The following is a 21,287-nucleotide window of genomic DNA, read 5'->3' on the forward strand; positions in this document are numbered from 1 at the left end:
ACTTACGAGCAAATAGCTGCTTCATATCGTAAGGAAGCTCCGCCAACTGTCAACTCATTCACTAATCCCAGCTGTTTAAAAACGTGCAGAGAGCTGTTCACTGTCATCGCGTTCACATGCGGATACTCACCGACCATTGCCTCGCAAATGTCTTTCACCGTCGTGTAACTTTCCTGCGCATAAAGATACGTAAGTAACGCTTGCCGCTGCGGAGTTAAAGGGATATTTCTAGCCCGCATCCGTTGTAAAGCTTGATTCAGATCATGTTTGACCATTAGGGTAACCTCCTCTTTCATTTTTCATTGTATGATGTGCAGCCACTTACGGTTCGATTGCTGAACATAAATGTAATATCGCGTTCATGCTCGCCGTAAGTCATGCTCCTTATTTGTAATTATTATTATATAGTATTTATTTCATTTTGTCGAGAATCGTTATCAACAACCTTTCTTATACAATGAAAAACCGCCAAGAGCTATCCTCCTGACGGCAATAAACAAGCTAAACTTGCTAATTTATTCAACTATGTGCTTATTTGGCGAGATAAGACCTTCAAGCGTGCTTATTCCATCAATAACGTGAAGTTTCAACTGTGTTAACAAAGAATAAGCACCCCAATCTTGCTTAATTAATCCGAATCGGCAGCTAAACGATCAATAAGCCACTTGGATTGTCTTATCCCCCGCTGCGGATTGCCGGATCCCAACCATCATCGCCTGCAAGAACTCGCTGAGCTGTCAGTCTACCCGCTTCCTGTACGTTCAACTCGCTTTCCCACTCAGCGCGCCCGCTAGTTACAGCCCCCGGACCCACACTTCCATACTCCATGTACCTAACCTCATCTACAGGTTCCTGTTCATTCCATCGATCCCAACCCGCTGCTTTAATATGCGCTCCTACCCAGCAATCTACGAACGCTGTCTTCGCATAATTCCGCCACGGCCTTCCTAAACCAACGGACTGCTCAGGCGCATCACCGGTCAGCTTACATCTGAGAAACACATAACCATACTGAACATCCTCCGGGGTAGAGGCAGCTGTAATCCAGCCGCGTCCCAAGGAGACAATCTCACAATCCTGAAACACAGCAGTCGCCGAGCCAAAAATGAAATCAACGTCCCCCTCCACATAGCAGCGTTCGTAATACTGCCTCACTGGGCGTCTCGGGGCATCCTCCCTTGGACCGCCAAAACTGGCGCGATCTCGCGGTTTCGGTGGCAAAGGCCCTGTGAACAGCGTGTCCTGATGCCCGAGAAATCGGCAATCGCGAAAGGCGACGCAGTCCCCATCGACATAAGCTGCCAAGGCCTGTCCCACAATCTCCCCGCTTCCCGCTGTATTCTCGATCGTAACGCCCTCAACCGTCACATGATCCCCGCCTATGTAAGCCGTGTAAGAATGAAACGTGTGGTAAGGTTCTCCGCTCGGAAACACCTTTTTCGCATAATCGTCATATGAGATTACGGTCGTTTCCGCTCCTTCGCCAACCAACGTTATCCATGGCTTATCGATATATAACTTCTCTTTATAAACACCACTCTTAATGTGAATGATTGTGGGCTCTCGTTTCTCCATGGGGATTTGATCCACAGCCTCTTGGATACTAAGGAAGTCGCCGCTCCCATCTGCTGCAACGGTAATCATGACTTTTCACCCTTTCTACTAGCGCGGTAAGTATCAAACTGACGTTGAATTTCCGACATAACATGATTCATGCCCGCATCCTTTAATTTGGTTCTGAAGCTGGCCATCGTTGTTGTCCAATCCACTTTGGCATCATACAAAATCGGTAAATACTCCGTAATGATGACATTGAGTTGAGCAATCTCCGATTTAATTGGAGCCAGATCAGGAACAAAGCCGAGCGTCGGGGAAACGATAGCTTCCTTATCCCAGTCTCGCAGCACTTTCCTATATGCAGGCGATATATGCGTACTAAACCGAGCAAACCGAATGTCATTCCAGGTCCAGCTAATCGGATTATATTGATGCTCTGGCGCAATACCGTCATAGACGATGGCGTCGTCCTTCAGTTTGTAATTGACATCCTTGATCCCATAGGTGAACAGATCGTAGTTCTCTTGGCTGCTTCTCAGCCAATTTAGGAAGGCAACGGACTCATTCACATGCTGGCTTGTTGAAAATACAGAAAGTATATTGTCAGCACCTGTGTATAAGTACTTCGGCTTCTCGGGATGCAAATACACATTCTCCAGTTCCCCCTCTGGAAGCATCGCTTTGAACGCATCAATTCGCTCGGTTTGCTTCATGACAACGCTCCACGTTGCCGCCACTTTACCTGAGTTAAAAGCAAGCTCTGGATCCGGATACTTCGAGGTGTCTGATGGACCATAGGGAATGTAGCCCTTCTCTTGCCATTCATGCATCTTCTCCATGATGTGAACGAAGAAATCAGACTCATACGTATTTCTGACCTTAAGTTGTGGATCCGCCGGATCAATATACACAGGAGCATTCAAGTAACCTCCCGCAAAAAAAGCGACATCCCCATATTCTCGAAGCAAAAACCGACCCGTGTCATAAAAATAGGGCGTAATCATCCGTTCTTTTTGATGAATCGTCTCCAAATACGTATCCATATCGGCCACCGTTCTAATCTCCGGTAAACCATATTTCTTTCTTAGATCGCCTCTTATTTGCAGGAAGCTCTGAAACTCAGCAATAGGCATCACACGGGGGATACCATAGATATGCCCGTTAATCGTTACCCCTTGAAATGCATAATCCGGTGTGCTGTTTACTATTGCATGACCATAATCGCGTAGCGCATCATCCAAGGGTGCTAAGACTTTCTTGGAAACTAAATCCGCTATATTTGAATACGCCGATAAAGCAATATCATAAGGCTCACCGCTTGCCGCATTCAGCCACAGCTTATTCCAGTACTGATCATACGGGATATAGGTAAATTTAAGCTTGATCGGCAAGCCATCCTTTGCTAGCTTAGTCTCCACTGCTTGAATAACTTCATCTTGGGCAACGGGTTTCTCCAAAGGAAACAATATATGTAAGGTGGTGGGCGCTAGACCTTGCCCCGCGTTGTTCGTGTGTGACGTTGCCGACGTCGAATCTGGCTCTCGTTCCCTGCCAACCATCATGAACACAACAATCGAAGTACACATCACGATGAACAGTAACATATAGGTGGATCTTTTCATCCTGAAACCGTCCTTTTTGGGATTCGTCGCCGCAAATGGATAAGCACAGCAGCCATTTCCACGGCTGCTGTGCTAGTTACACAAACGACAATCGTTATTTATTATTTCTTACTGGCCGTGAGATAACGGTCATATTGCGCTTGTCTACCTTTTATGACATCATCAACACCCATGCTTTTCAATGACTTGATATAGCTATCGAATTTATCCAAGCTTTCCTTGCCGGTAATAAACTTAATGTTCATTTCATTCACGTAGGTCGTAATATCCGGCATGACCGTGTTCTCTTTGTCTGCCTCTGCTTTCAGCGCGTAAACGAATGGGAACGGTGCTTTGATATACTTCTCCATCTCTTTATCAATCTTAGCATGCCATGGCGCTACCAGTACATCCGTTGCATCGACAGATTGCTCGATTGGCAAATTCGTTGGGTTGATACCGAATTTTTGGATAAAATCATTATCCTTCCCTTTTTCCGTAAATTGTTTCTTGCCGTCAACTACCTCAAACGTTTGTCCTTGCAGTCCCCACGCATACATCTCCTTGGATTCTTCACTGCTCGCATAGTCCAAGAATTTGAACGCCAGCTCCGGATCCTTCGCATTCTTCGAAACGCCGAATATACCAGTGATGGGGTTCCGTCCAATATAGAATTGATCACCATGCGGCCCTTTGAATGGGGCGATCCCTTTTATGAGCGGCTGTGTAGGATCGTAATCCTTGAACAGCTTACTGTACACCATCGAGGTATACCAGCTAAAGTTAAATGTAACGCCTGTTATGTTTTGCGAGAATTTCGAGGTAATCTGATCCGCTGTGACGCTGGCGAAATCCGACTCTAGTAATCCCTCTTTGTACAAACTATTTAAGTAGGTTAAATATTCCTTATAGTTCGGCTCATAGTACGAGTAATGTACCTTACCGTCCTTGTCTGCATAGAAGTTATTGGCTAAATCCAATCCGAATACGGGTCCAAATGCATTCGCTAGTTGATTAGGCGCAACCGAGAATGGGATTTCATCCTGCTTGCCATTGCCATTCGGGTCATTCGCTTTGAACTTACGCAGCATATCCGTAAATTCATCGAGCGTTGTTGGCTCTTTAAGATTTAGCTTTTCTAGCCATCTTACGTTCACCATAAAAGTAGGCATATAGTTCTTGGTTACGGCCAGCTGAGGCAGATAGTAAATCTTCCCGTCTGGTGTCGTTAAGCTTGCTTTCAACGCAGGGTATTTCTCGAACAGCTTCTTGATGTTGACCCCATACTTATCGATATAATCGTTCAGAGGTTTGAACAAGCCTCCTTGAATATTCTTCATCGTCTGATCCTGATCCAACTGATAGATCACATCGGGGAGATCGGCTCCTGCGGCAAGTCGCGGACTAATCGCATCCTGATAGGTCGATGGCGGAAGCAGCTCCCAATTGACTGTAACACCTGCTCGTTTACTCAATTCTTGGACAATTGGAGCTTGGTTCAGGTCGACATTGTTCGTCCAGGCGTTCGTTGCAAGAATTTTGAGCGATCCTGCTTTATCGGTGATTGGCCCTTTACCTGTGTAGGTAAAGCCTGCTGGCGCTGCCGCTGCACTCGCATCTGGTTTAAGCGTTGCCACTCCGGCGCTAGACGTAGGTTCTGAACTCCCCTCACTTGTACAACCTGCAGCTACCATAGCGAATAAGGCCGTAATCAGAGACAAACTTGCCGTTGTTTTAAGTGTTTTTTTCATATACGAAAACCTCCCTCAATGTATAAAGCCCACTTATCTATCCAGCTAGAGTATCGCTACCCTTTGACTGCACCTAGCGTGATACCACGAACGAAATACTTTTGGATGAACGGATAGATCGTAATAATCGGCAAAATGCTGACAACAATGGAAACATAGCGAACTTGCAGCGTCGAAACCGCAAGTGCCTTCGCCGCTGTCTCGCCTCCCATTTTCTGCATAATTTCAGGCGAGGCCATAATGAGCACCCTTCGGAGAAAAATTTGCAGCGGTTGCAACTCCGCCTTCCCTAGGTACAGAAGGGCATTGAAGAAGTCATTCCAGTGCGCGATCGCATAATACAGCGTAAGAACCGCAAGCGTCGGTTTTGTAAGCGGTATCGCAATACGGAACAGTAAGGTGAAATCCTTAGCTCCATCCATATTCGCACTCTCAAATATTTCGTTCGGAATATTCTCGAAGGCTGAGCGCAAGATCATGACGTTAAAGGTGCTTACAAGTACAGGCAGAATCATCGCCCATCTCGTGTTGTAGAGCCCTAATTCCGTGATCACCATGTAAATGGGAATCAACCCGCCAGAGAAGTACATCGTGAATGCGATGTAGAAATTGAGCTTTCTTCGAAGGAAGAATGCCTTCCTCGAAAGCGGATAGGCCGCTAAGCATGTGGCCACCAGATTAAAGACCGTCCCCACGACGGTATACCAAATGGTGTTGTAATAAGACTTCCATAACTCGGAGTAGCCGAGCACCATTTTGTACCCATCGAAATTCAGATCAACCGGTAAGAACGTGACTAACTTATTGTCTATGGCTTCTACCGAGCTCATTGAGATGCTCACCACATAAATGAAGGGATACAAGGTCACAACTATCGCTAGCGCGACAAGACTGTACACGATGACATAAAAACTCCGGTCCGTCCATGATTTAACCATGAAGGCCTCCTTTCTTGAAATATAAGAATTTATATGTTTCACATGATAAGTCGGCTATATTTTTGGATAAACGCACACGTTCTGAGAGGACGGCGTTGCCGTTTATTTCAAGCCGCTGCTACCACAAAGACATATCGTTCACACGACGACTCGCTTGGTTGGCCGCATATACTAGAATGAAACTGATAATGGAATTGAATAGCCCCACTGCTGTAGCAAAACCAAAGTTCTGTGACTCTATCCCTTGCCTGTATACATAGGTCGAGATCACATCAGCGGTTTCATACGTGGCACCGTTATAGAGCAGATACACCTTTTCGAAGTTCACACTCATAATGCCGCCGATGGAGAGCAGGAACAGAATCACAATCGTAGGCTTTAAGCTTGGCAGTGTGAGATGCCATACCTCTTGAAATTTGTTAACGCCATCAATCTTTCCGGAATCGTACATTTCTTGGTCGATCCCCATAATAGCCGCGATATAGATAATCGAGCTGAAACCAAAGCTTTGCCAGATACCTGATACCGTAAAAATGGATCGGAACCATTCGGGCGCCATCATGAAATTAATTTTGGCCATGCCCATGGAAGCCAATAGCGTATTCACGATACCGTCTGTCGGCGAAAGGAAGTTAATGATCATCCCTGCGATAACAACCGTTGAGATAAAGTGCGGCAGGTAGGTCACCGTCTGGGCAAAACGCTTGAAGAAGCCATTTTTAATTTCAACAACACATATGGCAAAAAGAATAGGAATTGAGAATCCGATGACTAGCGGATAGAACGCGAGCAAGAAGGTGTTCCTCAGCAGTCGCCAGAAATAACGGGAATGTACAAACTGGTCCAACCATCTAAGGCCAACCCACTCGCCTCCGAATACACCATGTCCCGGTGTAAAGTTTTTAAAAGCAATGAGGATCCCCGGCATTGGCAAGTAACAAAATATGAAATAATACAGAAATACCGGTAAAAACATCAGCAGAAGCAGTTTATCTCTGCGTATCAGCTTGATCAGCGGCGGTTTCTTATCCCCCAATAACTCCAGCTCCTTTCAATCAATCATCCAATAACGTAATTTTAGCGCATGGCTGACTTTGCAAATATCCAACATTTTTGCGATATGTAACACTTTTTTACGCAAAAAAAAACACCTATTCAGTTCGGGTGTCTTCACGCCGACTTCATAGGTGTTGCTTCATCTACTATTCTTCAACCCTGGAATATCCCTCCGCCGTATAGGCTGGAAAATTCAGAAATACGCAGGTGCCGTGTCCAAGCTCACTTTCAATTCGCAAGCCATAGCCTTGACCAAAGCGAATCTGGATGCGATCGTGTACATTTTTTAACCCATACCCGACTGAGCTTAGTTGAATAACTTCTTCCGCCAACTTCTTACTCATCCCTGGCCCGTTATCCTCGATGCAGAACTCCAGGTCATCCCCCGACCTGTAACCTCGCAGGGTAATACAGCCTCGCGCACTCCCCTTACGGAGCTTATCAATACCATGCTCTAATGCATTTTCTAGTATCGGCTGAAAAATAAGATTAATCATGTCGTATCGCAACAACGCTTCCTCTACGTCGCAAATGAAATCAAAGCGATAATTATGCATGATACTTTGAATATGCATATAATCTTTGGCATTCTCCAATTCATTTCGGACAGGGATGAAATCTCTCCCCTTGTTCAGAACCGTGCGATAGAAGCGTGAAACCGTATTCGTGATCTGACTAATTTCCATCGCATCAATCTCTAACGCCTTCCAATTAATAATCGATAAGGTGTTATATAGAAAATGGGGATTAATCTGCGTCTGCAGCGCCTTGAGCTCCGCCTCTTTCTGCGTGATTTTACTCTGATACACTTCTTCTATTAAGGTGTTAATATTGACTAGCATATTGCCGAACCTATTCGTCAATTGTCCAATTTCATCTCTTGACTGACTAGATACGTCAATCTTCAGATTGCCATTTTCGACGATCATCATCTTCTTATTGAGCTTAATAATCCGTTTGACGAAGGTATTGGAGAACATCCAGATGATAAGCAGCAGTCCAGCTAAACAAACCAAGACGATCAGGGCTGTCGCACTCACAATGCTTCTTGCATCCACCGAAATCCCGTTCTTAGGTGTAAAATAGACAAGCTTCCAGCCTGGCTCAGCCATATCCGCTGTGATGTACATGTAATCCGTTGCCTGCATAGAGAATGAACCGATACGCTCCATTAACTGGTTGGATGGCAGCGAAGCAATGGGAAGCGATCGGCTCATTTGTATATTTTTTGATAGGATTTGATTACCATCTTTATCTAAAACCAAGATGCCATAGGCCTTCGTTTGAATATCATCCAAGCCCTGAAACAAGCTATCGGCATCAATGCTCAGGAACAACACTGCTGGTGCCTTCCCTAACTGCACTCCCTCTTCACTTATGAACGGCCTTGTAGCGAAGAGCTTGCCATTCTTAATGTTCCACTGTGTTCCTTTCGAATTCATTCGCTGATTCGCCCACTTCAGATCCGCTGTCAATTCGAGCGGCAGAATATATTCACCACGCAGAATAGACTGATTCTCGGTAAACACCGATATTTGTAAGATATCCTGATTAAAATCAAGAATGTTACTGAAAAACGGATCCACATAATCCCGATACAAGACAGGAAAATCACCGTCATTACTAATAAAGATGCGCTTAAATACTACATTTTGTGTGATGGAATTAATAATCGCTTCATGCTGCTTCGCGCGATAGTTAATCGTTTCTGCGATTTGACTAATCGCTCCATCCAAATTCTGTTTCGCCTGTTGGAGCAGGAAAGAGCTTGCTTGGTGATAGGAAAACATCCCCAATACGACAACCGGTATAATGGAAACGACCATATAGGAAATAAACAGCTTTTGCTTAAATCTTAAGTTTTGGAAATAAGCTAGGAAAGTTCTCATATCAGCTCGTTCCTTCTCGGAATTTGGCCGGACTTTGCCCATGAACCTGTTTAAACGTTTTGCAGAAATAAGATGTATTCATATACCCGACCTGCTGACTAATGTCCGCAATCGTTAAATGCGTATCCCTCAACAGCCCCTCAGCCTTATGCATCCGAATCGTCGTTATATATTTAACAAATGTTTGCCCGACTTCCCGCTTAAACAGGTAGCTCACATAGGTTTGTGTAAGAAACACCTTCTCTGCAATCCATTGCAGGCTGATATCCGACATGTAGTTGTCTTCAATCAATTTCCGGATGTCCTTAATCACTTTCTTACTGAATTCTGGATTATGAACTTCCGTATCACCATCCAATAATCCGAGAACGGCATGTATTTGTGCCTTCAGCTCCGCTAGTGACTTACATCCGAATATAACCTCAACAATCGACTTAAAAGCGTGGACGTCTGTCTTCCCTGCGGTTTCCCATATTTTCTTCGCCAGCTCTGTACACATATACTTCACGTATATCGCGGAGTGCTGCCCACTCCCATCTATTGTCTTAAAGAATAACTCGACGCCTTGGCGAAGACCGAATTCATCTTTGACTTCCAAATGCCAATAGAGGGTTTCCATCAGTTTAGGGATTGTACTCGCTATTTCTTCTTGCCCCTGACTTTCGTCCGTATATAGCACTGTGCTTTCATGAAAGAAAAACTTATAGTCCAGCACACTCTCCATGAGCTTAAACTCTGGAGCCAACCCATCTCCTGTATGAATTAGTCTTGAAATGACCATCGTAAATGTTTCGTTGTAGGAGTCCGCAATGCTTGCTTTCAGTCTGCTGCCTAACGACTCAAGATCTTCCTTACGCACCGCATGATCCCATCGTATACAGACTAAGCTCTGACTTTCATTCAAATTCACATAATCGAATGGCCCCTGAATGACGGTCTGGAACCTCTCTGGCAGCAAATCGTGCTCTACGTCAAACACCGACGAACTGTAATCAATTAAAATCAATTGAACCGACATCTGACTAAAATGAAGCCCCAGAAGATCTAACTTACGAGTGAGCGATGAAGAAGCTTGCCCAGTATGAAGGATCTCTAAAAACAGTTCTTCCTTTTCTTGCTCTTGATCCTTATGACAGAGCGCAATGACCTCATGAAAGGCTCTTTGGAAGTCACTCACATCAATGGGCTTCAGCAGGTAGGAAGCGATCTGATAATGAATCGCTCTTTGTGCATACTCAAACTCCCCATAAGCGCTGAAAATTATAATTTTCAACTCTGGGAACTGCGCCCGTGCCCGCTCACACAAAGTAAGGCCATCCATAAATGGCATCTTGATATCAGTTAATACAATATCGATTGGATGCGATGCTAGCATCTCTAAGGCTTCTTCCCCATTTTCAGCTTCTAACACAGCTAGGGGCAGTTTATATTTGTGGATTAATCGCTTAATTCCTTCTCTTTCAATATGCTCGTCATCCACGATGAGGATCTGAAACAAAGCGCTTCCTCCCTTCCAAAACCAACTCCATCTAAATTCTATCAGATGAGCGCTTCTGATTAAAATTCAACATTTTTGCGATCCATATCATATTTTTATGGTGTACCCGTACATACATCTCACCTACGCAGTTCTTACATACGTACTTGGTGTCGGCGCTCCCCACACACGCATAGTCTCACACGCGTACTCGTAAGCTCAGCGCTCTTGCGTTGTTAGAGTGCATTAACTGGAAAATATACAGCTATTTACGAGAATTTCACTCAAAATCTCGATTCAACTGGAAAATATGTAGTTAAAATCATCTGTTTTGTTTATTTAAGTAAAAATATATGTAATTAACTGTATATTTTCCATCTACACTGCATTTGATTAGTTAATTCAAATATTTAACTACATAAAATCCATTTATTCGTCTGAGGCTCGAGCGTCGCTCAAGAGATATTAAGAAAAGCCCCCATTTTACTCAACATTCTGACTCAGCAATCCATCCCAGTTACTCATACTCCTTCTACTTCTACTTCTACTTCTACTTCTACTTCTACTTCTACTTCTACTCCTACTCCTACTTCTTTACTCGTATCTAGCGTGTCACACAGCATCTCGCTATTCTGCTTTGTAGATGAGAAAAGAGCAGGCACTATGCCTGCTCCACTTCTACACCCAGCTTTATGAAATCGCCCCACGTGAGCGACCGAAACTCTTCCTTCCATGGGGACAACGCAGGCAGATCGGCCCATATCTCCTCCGCCTTCTGCGTGCACACCGATTGAACAATACGTGCGTACTCCAAGCAGCCGGAGTCCTGAATCAACTGTTTCACGACGTCTTCCTTTTCCGCAAAAAGTACAGCCGACATTTCTCCTCTATAGTAAGCCTTCACAGGTGAGAACTCCTCATCTTCAATGGAGAGTAGATACAGAATGGGCAGCGTCCGCTTCTTCGCCATTAGGTCACTTTTCTCATCATAGCGAACGAGATCGCGCACATCATTCTGAATCTGGTGGAGAAGCCCCACACAATCGGCGATCTGATGCAGCTGATCTATCGTTCCTTCTGTAGATGCTGTATCTGCATAACCTAGGAAGCAAGCAAGACGGAATAAGGAACCCGATTTCTCTTGGGTCATCCATAAGTAATCATCGACAGTCGAAACCGCATTCATCACATCTTTATGCTGACCATTAATCGACCTAGCAATAATTTTGCTAATTTCGACCAACATCGTTCCGCTTGCATTCATTCTACCCAATTCACCTATTACACCGATCATTAGCGCTAAAACAGCATTCAACGCACTCGCCGTGTCCACGCGCATCCAAGGCTTACTATCGCTATCCTGATCCTGCAGATCATCAACGATATCCAGGATAAGAACAACTAACTCCGTCAATGCCGCTCGGCGATAGATGTCAGGGGAACCCCCACCTAGCATAGCGTGTGTGCACAGCGTGACTTTGGCCCAAGACAGACTCGAGGTCTCGTTATCTGACATACATGATCTCAGCAGCGTTTTCAAATCCTCATCAAACATATAATCATCCATCATCCGTGCCATGTGCTGCTGAATGTCCTGCATGTAAAGTGCCTACTTTCAGGTGTAATATTTACTTTTGATAAACTTCTCCAAAGCCTCTGTCCTTGATTTCGCGCCCCATTTGTCATAAATTTTACGCAAATAATTATCAACCGTACGCTTGCTCATGAAAATCCGCTCCGCAATTTGTTCGTGAGTAGCCCCTTTCACCAGCATGTTCATCATGAGCACTTCTTCCTCTTGCAGTTCACATTCTTCTCCCGCATCGGCCTCATGGAATTGCATCTGGTTGAAAAAGGACAGCGGAATCATCGTATACCCATCTAAAATACAATACACCATATTCTTAATCGTCCGCTCCGTCGACTCTTTGGACAGTACACCGCTTACTTTCATCTCAATTAGTTTATTATAAATACCTGCTAGCTCGATGCCGGTAAAAATAACAACATGGATATGCGGATAGAGTTGCTTAAGCTGTGCGGCAACCTCTGTGCCCGTCTGATCCGGAAGCTGATAGTCTAGAAATACGAGCCCAGGCTGATGCAGCTTCACATACTCCAAGCATTCCTTAGCATTACTAACAACCCCGACAACCTCGATACGATCTATCTCATCAAGCAACGTTTTCGTCGCCCGCGCGAATAAGGGATGGTCATCGACCACTAATGTTTTGACGATCTCACTCATGCTGACATCACTTCCTCAGTTGGTATTGTGATTAAGATATGGGTCCCTTCCCCCTCGGCGGTCTCCAGTTCAAAGCTTCCGCCTACATGCAGCACACGGCTTCTCATATAAGCAAGCCCCATGCCCGAAGCGGCGATCTCAACGGCTACCTCTTCCTTCACAAGGAACCCTACGCCATCATCCCGATAACTTAAATAAAAGAAATGATCTTCTTCCCACAGATGAAAGCTGACATTAGCCGCCTGCGAATGTTTCTTAGCATTGTTAAGTAATTCTTGTACAATTCGGAAAATATGCCTTTTGGCCGATAAATCCTTGCCTTCAATTTCAGAAATTTGCTCAGCCCGGAAGGAAATCTCGAATGGCGTCGTATAGGATTCCTTCTCAACGAACGTCTTCAAGGTTTGCTTCAACCCTACCTCTTTCAATAAATGAGGATTCAATTCGAAGCAGCTCTGACGCAAGCTGGCATTGATCATTTCCACAAAGTTGTTCATGCTGTTCAGCTGTTCGCGATCCTCTTGACGCATCGAAGGTTTCTCAGCCAATGAAGTTAATCTTCGCTTGAGGAAAAATAAATCCTGCATCGTCGTATCATGAAGATCCGTGGCAATGCGAACACGTTCCTCCTCCTGCAGCTCGAACATCACCTTCCGTAACCAGAGATGTTCTTCCTGCGGAAGATGGGAAACCATTTGCTGAAGTCTGCCCGTTAACTTACGAATCAGATACACATTTTCCATACTTACTTCCAAGTACGAGGTGATTAGTTGCAACCACTGCCACTCTTCCTTCGCGATTCGCGTGTTCGTCTTCTTCCGTGTCACGATGAGATAGCTCGTGTATTCCTCATGGCAGTTCATTTCCAAGAATGTGTAATAGGGATGATCGAGAATGGCAGATGAATTCACCAATCGCTGGATTTCTGCCGTATCGACTTCGCCTTCGCAAATAATTTCAATATCGTTTTTATGCCGAAAAACAATCGCACCGCCCGTCACTTGCAAGGTGCCAACAATATCGACAAGGATGATATCCTTCAAATCGCGAAAACTGGAAATGGTCCCCAGATTTTTAGAAATCTTTTTGAGCGCCGACTGCAATATGTATTTTCTTGGGAACAAATAGGGCTCTAACCTCGTCGTCCAATATTCGGCTGCATACAACATCGCTGAAAGAAGGAAGATTGCGCCGAGGAATACGAATAAAATTTGCTTCCCATTCGTTTCCCCATGAAAAATAATGGCAAAAGCTCCTGTAAACAAGCTGACGGGCACAACCGCCATAAGAGCAGCAAATACAACACGCCGTACGACAAGGCCAATATCGTATAACTGATCGGAAGCTATTAAATAGGAGAACGTAATCGGAAATATTAATAATAGCCAGCTGGTATAAATAGGATCGAATATCCAATCTCCAATAATGAGCTGTGGGATGAAGGAGAGACAGATAATAGGCAGAAACGAAATGAGTAATGAGTAAAACACACTTTTGATAATACCAGCAAGCGGTGTCTGTGCTTTCCTAACCTTCACAAACAACGTTGCCAATAGGGAAATATTTAAGGAAATAACGATAATGAAGAATCCCATGGTGACCGATCCGTCATGCTGATATACGAATGCCATTGAAGGGAAGAAGTATAAACCTCGCAATACAAATGCAAGCAAAGCTATCCCGTATAAATATTTAAAGTGACCCTTGGGCAGCTCCATATCTCCCTTTTCTTTGAAGAACACCACGAGAAAATGTAGGAAAACAATGGGCAGCACCATCATCGAACTAGCAATCATTAACTTGCCTATTAAATCTCCCCGCATGGATGCGCCTAAACTCATAAAGATTAGGGCCGCGCTAAGAAACGAGAAAGCTAGCAATCGTGCGGAAGGTGAACGACTTTCCCTCACCAATAATAATACGCACATGAATAGACAGACGAATTCCTCCGCGAGCGAAACGATATCGAACAGGGCTGGTCGGCTAGTCCTTAAATCGATAGATTCTACAACGCCATCTCGCCAAATCACAACTGTGTTGGCCTTCTCAACCACATTCCAACGCTTGACGGTCGACCATTCACCTGGTGGATTCCCATCAATCGCAACGACTTTATCGCCGATATGAATCTTATCATTCGTGCTATTTGCCTCAAGTTTACTGACGATCCATTCGTCTGTACGAGCCGTGTCCAAGTAGATACCATTATAGGGAAAATGGAAGGTTACAAACGAACACCAAATTTGCAAGGAAATGAAGAGTACCATAGAAATACTCACATATATTTTCGCTGCTAGTTTCAATTTACTCTCCCCTAAATTCCAATATTTTGCTATAATCACTCTTGTAAACTATTATTAAAAAAGAGGGAGCTAAAACAATGGCAATTATCCAATTAAACCCAGAATTGCAACGTTCCGTACAAGCAGTGAAGCGCGCAGAACTGCGCAAGCAGGCAGATTCCTTTATGGTGGCTCAACCTCTATCTGCTGAAGAAACAGCTGCACTTATCAAAACATTCACAACCCCTTCAGACACAAGAAAACAAAATGCTAATGAGCCTTCTAACTATTGGTGGTAATCTAGTAGTCTTATTTTACCAAATACAAAAAAGGATTGCATATTAGCCACATGCTAATTATACAATCCTTTTTTTAATTCGTATGCATGTCATTCGCACTACTCTTCCCAGATCCGACAATTCTCGCTAGGCCGTCCCGAAGGTGACCCCTAACTCGCGCAGGCGTTTGCGGTAAGCAATGCTCAAACGATCGCATTTCAAATGAAGCTCGGCTTGCAAATCTAGCGGCAGCAGCTCCGGCTTCTGGTTCTCAACCATGATCCGATCCTGCTCAATGAGCCTGTCTTGGAATTGGATGAACACCTCATCGAGTTCGTCATACGCATAGTTTCTTTGCTTTAGCATATAAGCCACGCTAGTCTGCTCCGTAACCGGCAGCACCATCAGAAACAGCCGAAAAATATGATCGGATACGTCGTCTCTCTTCGTAAAAGCTACACATAAAGGTCCGAACACCTCATACACATAACGACTGTTCACCCCGCGCCCTGTCCCATCCGCATCCGGTTGATATACAATGATTTCTTCGGAACGCAGAACGCCGTCTTCTTCCAACACGCGATAATCATTAATCTCAGCAAAGTCACTATCGCCCAGCAGCCCCTCATGCACGAACATAAGGTGGGACACATCGAGGAAATTTTCAATAATGCGGGGACCAGCTGCTTGCAGGGTGTATGGACCCATGAACACTTCCTTAAAGCCTTCAGGCACGTAAGCACTCACTTTCGGCAACGGCCCAGCTGGTGTTCCTAAGCAAACCCAGATCAGGCCATGTGCTTCTACACAAGCGTACACGAATGCTTGAGCCTTCGAGGGTATCGCTTGATGCTTCGGCAAGGAAGGAATTTTGGTACATGTGCCACATCCATTAAATGTCCAGCCATGATACGCGCATACAAGCTCATCACCGCTTACTTTCCCAAGTGACAGCGGCACACCGCGATGAATACATAAGTCTTTGAACGCGTGGACGCCTTGCGTGGTGCGGAATACCGCTACTTTCTCCCCTAGTACAACAACAGCCTCCGGCTTATCCGTGAGTGCTGACGATAACAACACCGGGTGCCACTCGTGAATTAATGCGATATCTTGTATTGTCATCGCCAGTCACATCCTTTGTGCTTTATTTAGGTATAACACCTTTAATGCCCTTAACAAACCAAGTCGTGCCAAGGATTTCTTCGTCCGTCATCTTTTTCCCGGAATCGAAGCGCGTTTTGCCATCTTGATCCACGATAGGTCCTTGGAATACTTCGAACGTACCGTTCAGAATTTCTGCTTTTTTCTTCTCTACTAGCGCTTTAACATCCGCTGGCACATTTTTGCCAAGCGGCGCAATGTCTGTGATGCCCTCTTTCATACTGCCGAAGTAAGCTTCGGATTTCCACGTGCCGTCCATGACGCTTTTCACCGTTTTCACGTAGTAAGGACCCCAGTTCCATTTCGGATTCGATATGTACGTATCCGGTGCGAATCTGCCCATATCGGAATCGTTCCCTATGCCCCATACTTTGCGTTCAGCAGCCGCTTGAATACTTGCGGGTGAATCTTGGTAAGCCGCCAAAACGTCTACGCCTTTATCCAACAAGGAAATAGCCGCTTGCTTCTCTGTTGCAGGATCAAACCAAGTGTTGCTCCACACCACGGAGACATCGATATTGGGATTCACACTTTGCGCGCCTAACGTGAACGCATTAATCGTATAAATAACCTCAGGAATCGGGAAGGCTCCGACATAACCCATATGGTTGTTTTTCGTCATTTTCCCTGCAGCCATACCAACAAGGTAAGCACTTTGATATTCACGTCCCATGTACGTGCCTAGGTTCGGCGCTGTTTTGTAGCCAGTGGCGTGCAAGAATTTCACATTCGGATGCTTCGCCGCTACCGCAACCATGGGGTCCATGTACCCGAATGACGTTCCGAAAATAATATCATTTTTCTGAGCCAACTCTTCAAATACACGCTCAGCGTCAGGGCCTTCTGGAATATTTTCAACCGTCGTCGCTTTAATTCCTAGTTCTTTCTCCATCATCAACCGGCCTTGATCATGCTCGAACGTCCAGCCGCCATCCCCGGGTACGCCGATATAGACAAAAGCAACTCTTGGAAGTTTCTTCTCTGTTGTTGCTGCGGTGGAAGCTGCCGTGGTAGAAGCTGGTGCTGTTGTAGAACTTGTTGTCGTACTTGTGGAGCAGGCGCTTAAAATCACTAACATAATAGCAGTAATAGACAGTATGGTTTTTCGCATAGCGCTTCTACCCCTCTCTTTTTATGGACAATCCGCATTTCTCTACTGCTCTGAAAATCCCCTCATACCCTGTGCACCTGCATATATTCCCGCATAGTGCTTTCTCGGCCTCAGCCCTCGTTGGAGCAGGGTTCGATTCCCACAACGCGGTTAAGGTTACAACCATGCCGGCGGTACAGTAGCCGCACTGCAATCCCCCCTCCTCTAACATCGCTTGTTGAATTGGATGCAGCTCTTCGCCTGCTGATATCCCCTCAATGGTCGTAAGTTCCTTGCCCGATGCCTGATAGGCCATCAGTAAACAGGCATTCACTGGCTGACCGCCCAGCAGAATCATGCAAGCACCGCAGCGCCCAATCTCGCAAGAAACCTTGGTGCCGGTCATCAACAGGTCATCCCGTAGAACGGCTGACATCCTTTTGGACGCAGGCACTAAGATCGACACTGCCTTCCCGTTAATGGTGCAATCTAGCACAAAAGATGTATTAATCACTGGCCTCCACCCCTTCTAACCAATCGATGGATTGCACGATGTCTTCTGGTGATATGGGCAACTTATTTACCCAAATGCCTGTCGCTTGCCGCACTGCCGCCGTAATGGCAGGAGCCAAACCGACAGAACCGATTTCTCCTACGCCGCGAGGGCCAAATGTATCTCCCTCCGGCAGCTCTTCAATGGCTTCAACTTGAATGCTGTGCGGGCTATCACTGAAAGTGGGAACGAGATAGGTGTCCAAGTTATGCCTTAGGTACCGGCTATCTTTCATCACGGCATCCTCGGTCAGTGTATAGCCCAAGGCCATCACACTGCCTCCCTCAATTTGTCCAAGAAAGCCCATTGGATTAATGACAGGACCTGCGGCGATGACGTGATCGGTCTGCAGTACCTTGACCCGTCCTGTCAGCGTATTGACCTCTACCTCTACGATGACTGCTGCGTACGAGTACAGGTAGTGCGCGCCGACCCGCCCTTCGGGCGTCGTCGGGTAGTCGAACTCCGTATGCGCGAGGATCGGCTTAGCTGCTGCCGCAGCAGCCTCCGCATACGTGACAACCGGCTCCCGGGATTCATCACCCTTGTGATGAATTCCGCCTGCGCCGGTTGCGAGCTCCGCGGATGGAATGCCGCAGAGCTGTGAAGCCTGCTCCAGCAGCGCCAGCACGAAGGCTGGCTTCAGCCGCTGGAGCGCGCGCCACATCATCGTGGTGGCGCGGGAGGCCGTGCTCGAACCGCTGCTCGGCACGCGGTCGGTATCGCCGATGACGATGCTGATGTCATCGGCGGCGCAGCCGAAGCAGTCCTGCAGCATCAAAGTGAGCGCTGCGTAGAGCCCTTGGCCGAACTCCTCGAAGCCGAAGGAGGCCTGGATCTTGCCCTCCGGCGTGAGCTCGATGCGGCCGCCGGAATGATCGGGGATGCCGAGGCCGAGCCCGGCACCGTGCATCACCAGCGAAGCGCCGATGCCTCGGCGCAGCCACGGCTCTTGCTCTGGCCCGCGCGCACTGCTGGCGCGCTTCGCCCAGAGCGGCGACTCCTGCGCCTTCGCCCACACTTGGGCGGCGCCTTCGGTAGCCACGATCTGCTGGCCCATCGGGCCAGGATCGGTTGGCTGGCGCAAGTTGCGCTTGCGCAGCTCCCACGCGTCTATGCCGAGCTTCTCGGCCAGGCGTTCGATTTGGCTCTCCACCGCGAAAATCACCTGATTGCCGCCAAAGCCCCGAAACTCACCGGATACACCGTTATTCGTGTAGACACTCTTGCCTTCAATGTCAACATGCGCGATCGTGTAAGGACCAATTGCGTGCTCGGTGGCAAAATTCAACACCTCACAACCTAGTGTCGCGTATGCCCCTGTGTCTGCAAGGATGCGAACTTGGTGCGCGATCAGCTTTCCTTGCGCATCGGTTCCCGTTTTCATCATAATCCGCATCGGATGACGTTTAATGCCGGAGATCACGGATTCACGACGGGAATTGTGCATTTTGATCGGCTTGCCTGTCTTTCGTGCCATCAGTGCACCGAAGGGCTGCACATTGAGCTCATCCTTCCCGCCAAACGAACCACCAATTGGACTGGAAACAACTCTGATTTGTTCTTCGGGAATGCCAAGGATTCGCGCCAACTGGAAACGATCTTTATAGCCATGCTGGGTCGGCGAGTAAACGGTTAGCCTTCCATCCCCTTCTGGAATAAAGAGGCCGCCCTCGGTTTCCATATACGTATGCATTTGCCGAGGTGTCAGATAAGTTTCTTCCACGACGTGTACACAGGTATCGAAAACTTCCCCAATATTCGTGTCCCCATGCTGTAGGGAGGTTTGATGAAGCAGATTTCCTTCTGGATGCAGCATAATCGTACCCGCTTCCAGCGCGGTCTCTGGATTATCTACAAGTGGAAGCGGCTCATACACGACCTCAATGAGGCTTAGTGCATATTCCGCTATTTCCGCTGTATCTGCCGCAACAGATGCCAGCGCATCCCCAATATATCGAACACGATCTTTACAAAACACCGGCTGATGAGGAAAAGCAATCCCAAACAAATTCAACCCTGGTACGTCGTCAGCTGTTAAGACCACGCGCACACCGGGCAATTGTTTGGCTTTCGTTGTATCCATAGAAAGAATCCACGCATGCGGGTATTGACTCCGCAGCACTTTCCCGTGCAGCATACCTGGCGCTGTTAAATCGGTCAGATAACGGAGCTCCCCTGTCACCTTCTCCTTGCCATCAGGTCTAATGATCCATTTCTTCGCATTCCGATTAAGGAGCATAGGCTCCGCCCCCTTTGCGCCAAGCTTTGAAACATTCCGACATGATTAGATTAGCTGCCGTCTGTTTGCGGTAAGCTACTCCAGCATAATCATCCGCCACAGCGTCGAAGTCCGTGATTACCCCTTTGTGGAGTATCTGCAAGGCTGCCTTGTTTAAAGGCTTTCCAATCATTCCCGCTTCCAGAGCTGTGAACCTCGCTGGAACCGCGTTGCCTCCGCCAGCCGCTAAGGCGATGTCGGTAACTGTCCCATCAGATTGAAGTGAAATCCTTCCCGCGACGGTGACAACCGATGGCGTGAATGCTTCTCTGCGTCCAACCTTGAAGTAGAACTCATGGGTACTCTTCGGTTCTTCTGCAACAACTAGCTGTCCATCCGTCGATTTAGCATCTTCAGGGATCTTGGCGGCGTTCTCCTTGCCATCCTGACTCCCCGCTCCTCCTGTCTGCACAATAATCCCCGTCATAATCTCGTCAGGAGCATCTAGCGGAGCCGTCAGCCATTCCTTCAAACCAATCGTTCGCTCGTTCTGGCCATCTGTACACTGTATCTGTGCATCCATCACAAGTAGTGCGGGAATCAGATCTCCTGTACGTGTCATCACATTGCCGCCGATCGAGGCTAAGTTCCGAATCGACGGAGCTGCAATCTCCGAACAGGCTTGCACGAGAAGTTCGCATTTCTGCTGAACCAGCTCGTTTTTCATCAATTCTGCAATGCTAAGGGCAGGGCCTATATGAACTTGACCTTGGGAATTAACCGTTAATCCCGAGAGTACAAGAATTCGTCCAAGACTAATGAAATGCTGCGGTATCGGGGCAAGCCCATTTTCCCAGCGCGTGCGAAGCCAAGTACCTCCGGCAACAAGGACAGCATCTTTGCCCCATTTGTGCTTCAATTGAATCGCTTCCTCCACACTTGTTGGCTGCCATACGGAAGGCTGCTGCTCGGGTAGCTGATGCATCGGAATTGACATATTCAACCCTCCTCAGAGATTCTGAATGACCACGTGCTCGTTATGCGTTCTGAGTGTACCGCGAGAAGCCGGCATGCTGCATGGTGAGTGTGTTCGTTGCGCGCCATCTGACGGAATCTCGTTCCGCTCTTTCAGCGAAATCAAAGTGCTCCAAGTCCACCAGCTCCTACCTCATTCGTCCTTGC

The 21,287-nt window shown here is 46.7% G+C and carries 17 protein-coding genes; 1 reads left to right on the forward strand and 16 read right to left on the reverse strand.

The genetic code is table 11. From position 1 onward, the window contains the following. Positions 1–2: 2 nt before the first annotated feature. From HQN88_RS28920 to HQN88_RS28970, 11 genes are all read right to left on the reverse strand, one after another. Entirely contained in the window at positions 3–275 is a 273-nt protein-coding gene (locus HQN88_RS28920) for a Fur family transcriptional regulator (protein ID WP_173119054.1), read from the reverse strand. A 400-nt stretch (positions 276–675) separates the two neighbouring features. Next, on the reverse strand, positions 676–1,644 hold the full coding sequence (locus HQN88_RS28925) for a pectinesterase family protein (protein ID WP_173119056.1): 969 nt from the start codon (positions 1,642–1,644) through the stop codon (positions 676–678). Then, positions 1,641–3,179: an ABC transporter substrate-binding protein gene (locus tag HQN88_RS28930; RefSeq protein ID WP_173119058.1), complete on the reverse strand. Its 1,539-nt coding sequence runs from the start codon at positions 3,177–3,179 to the stop codon at positions 1,641–1,643. Before HQN88_RS28930 ends, HQN88_RS28925 begins: the two co-directional genes overlap by 4 nt. Before the next feature lie 101 nt (positions 3,180–3,280). After that, the gene (locus HQN88_RS28935) at positions 3,281–4,909 is read right to left on the reverse strand and encodes an extracellular solute-binding protein (RefSeq protein ID WP_173119060.1); all 1,629 of its coding nucleotides are present in this window, start codon (positions 4,907–4,909) and stop codon (positions 3,281–3,283) included. A 56-nt stretch (positions 4,910–4,965) separates the two neighbouring features. Next, entirely contained in the window at positions 4,966–5,847 is an 882-nt protein-coding gene (locus tag HQN88_RS28940) for a carbohydrate ABC transporter permease (RefSeq protein WP_173119062.1), read from the reverse strand. Positions 5,848–5,965: 118 nt separating this feature from the next. Then, positions 5,966–6,883: an ABC transporter permease gene (locus HQN88_RS28945; protein WP_173119064.1), complete on the reverse strand. Its 918-nt coding sequence runs from the start codon at positions 6,881–6,883 to the stop codon at positions 5,966–5,968. A gap of 166 nt (positions 6,884–7,049) precedes the next feature. Continuing rightward, positions 7,050–8,792 (reverse strand): sensor histidine kinase, encoded by a 1,743-nt coding sequence (locus HQN88_RS28950; RefSeq protein WP_173119066.1) that lies wholly within the window; start codon positions 8,790–8,792, stop codon positions 7,050–7,052. A 1-nt stretch (position 8,793) separates the two neighbouring features. After that, on the reverse strand, positions 8,794–10,290 hold the full coding sequence (locus HQN88_RS28955) for a response regulator transcription factor (RefSeq protein WP_173119068.1): 1,497 nt from the start codon (positions 10,288–10,290) through the stop codon (positions 8,794–8,796). Between the two features lie 640 nt (positions 10,291–10,930). After that, the gene (locus HQN88_RS28960) at positions 10,931–11,869 is read right to left on the reverse strand and encodes a polyprenyl synthetase family protein (protein ID WP_173119069.1); all 939 of its coding nucleotides are present in this window, start codon (positions 11,867–11,869) and stop codon (positions 10,931–10,933) included. 15 nt (positions 11,870–11,884) lie between these two features. Beyond that, a complete protein-coding gene (locus tag HQN88_RS28965; protein WP_173119070.1) occupies positions 11,885–12,517 on the reverse strand; it encodes a response regulator transcription factor in 633 nt (210 codons plus the stop codon). Next, complete coding sequence (locus HQN88_RS28970; RefSeq protein WP_173119071.1) at positions 12,514–14,820, reverse strand: ATP-binding protein; 2,307 nt, start codon at positions 14,818–14,820, stop codon at positions 12,514–12,516. Before HQN88_RS28970 ends, HQN88_RS28965 begins: the two co-directional genes overlap by 4 nt. Positions 14,821–14,897: 77 nt before the next feature. Here HQN88_RS28970 and HQN88_RS28975 point away from each other — a divergent pair, with 77 nt between their 5' ends. Further along, positions 14,898–15,098 carry a hypothetical protein gene (locus HQN88_RS28975; RefSeq protein ID WP_056612737.1) on the forward strand — a complete coding sequence of 67 codons (201 nt, stop codon included), beginning with the start codon at positions 14,898–14,900 and terminating at the stop codon, positions 15,096–15,098. Positions 15,099–15,224: 126 nt separating this feature from the next. Here the strand turns inward: HQN88_RS28975 and HQN88_RS28980 are convergent, their stop codons facing one another. From HQN88_RS28980 to HQN88_RS29000, 5 genes are read right to left on the reverse strand one after another with little or no spacing between them, the layout of a single operon-like run. Next, positions 15,225–16,202: an aromatic ring-hydroxylating dioxygenase subunit alpha gene (locus HQN88_RS28980; RefSeq protein WP_173119072.1), complete on the reverse strand. Its 978-nt coding sequence runs from the start codon at positions 16,200–16,202 to the stop codon at positions 15,225–15,227. 22 nt (positions 16,203–16,224) lie between these two features. Next, on the reverse strand, positions 16,225–17,352 hold the full coding sequence (locus HQN88_RS28985) for a BMP family ABC transporter substrate-binding protein (protein WP_173119073.1): 1,128 nt from the start codon (positions 17,350–17,352) through the stop codon (positions 16,225–16,227). 7 nt (positions 17,353–17,359) lie between these two features. Further along, on the reverse strand, positions 17,360–17,845 hold the full coding sequence (locus tag HQN88_RS28990) for a (2Fe-2S)-binding protein (RefSeq protein ID WP_274318895.1): 486 nt from the start codon (positions 17,843–17,845) through the stop codon (positions 17,360–17,362). Next, positions 17,838–20,126 (reverse strand): xanthine dehydrogenase subunit D, encoded by a 2,289-nt coding sequence (pucD, locus tag HQN88_RS28995; protein ID WP_173119074.1) that lies wholly within the window; start codon positions 20,124–20,126, stop codon positions 17,838–17,840. Before pucD ends, HQN88_RS28990 begins: the two co-directional genes overlap by 8 nt. After that, positions 20,116–21,102, reverse strand: a complete 987-nt coding sequence (locus tag HQN88_RS29000) for an FAD binding domain-containing protein (RefSeq protein ID WP_173119075.1) — start codon at positions 21,100–21,102, stop codon at positions 20,116–20,118. The genes pucD and HQN88_RS29000 overlap by 11 nt, the downstream gene beginning before the upstream one ends. Positions 21,103–21,287: the final 185 nt, after the last annotated feature.

The organism is Paenibacillus qinlingensis (assembly GCF_013204845.1).
Taxonomy (GTDB): Bacteria; Bacillota; Bacilli; order Paenibacillales; family NBRC-103111; genus Paenibacillus_E; species Paenibacillus_E qinlingensis.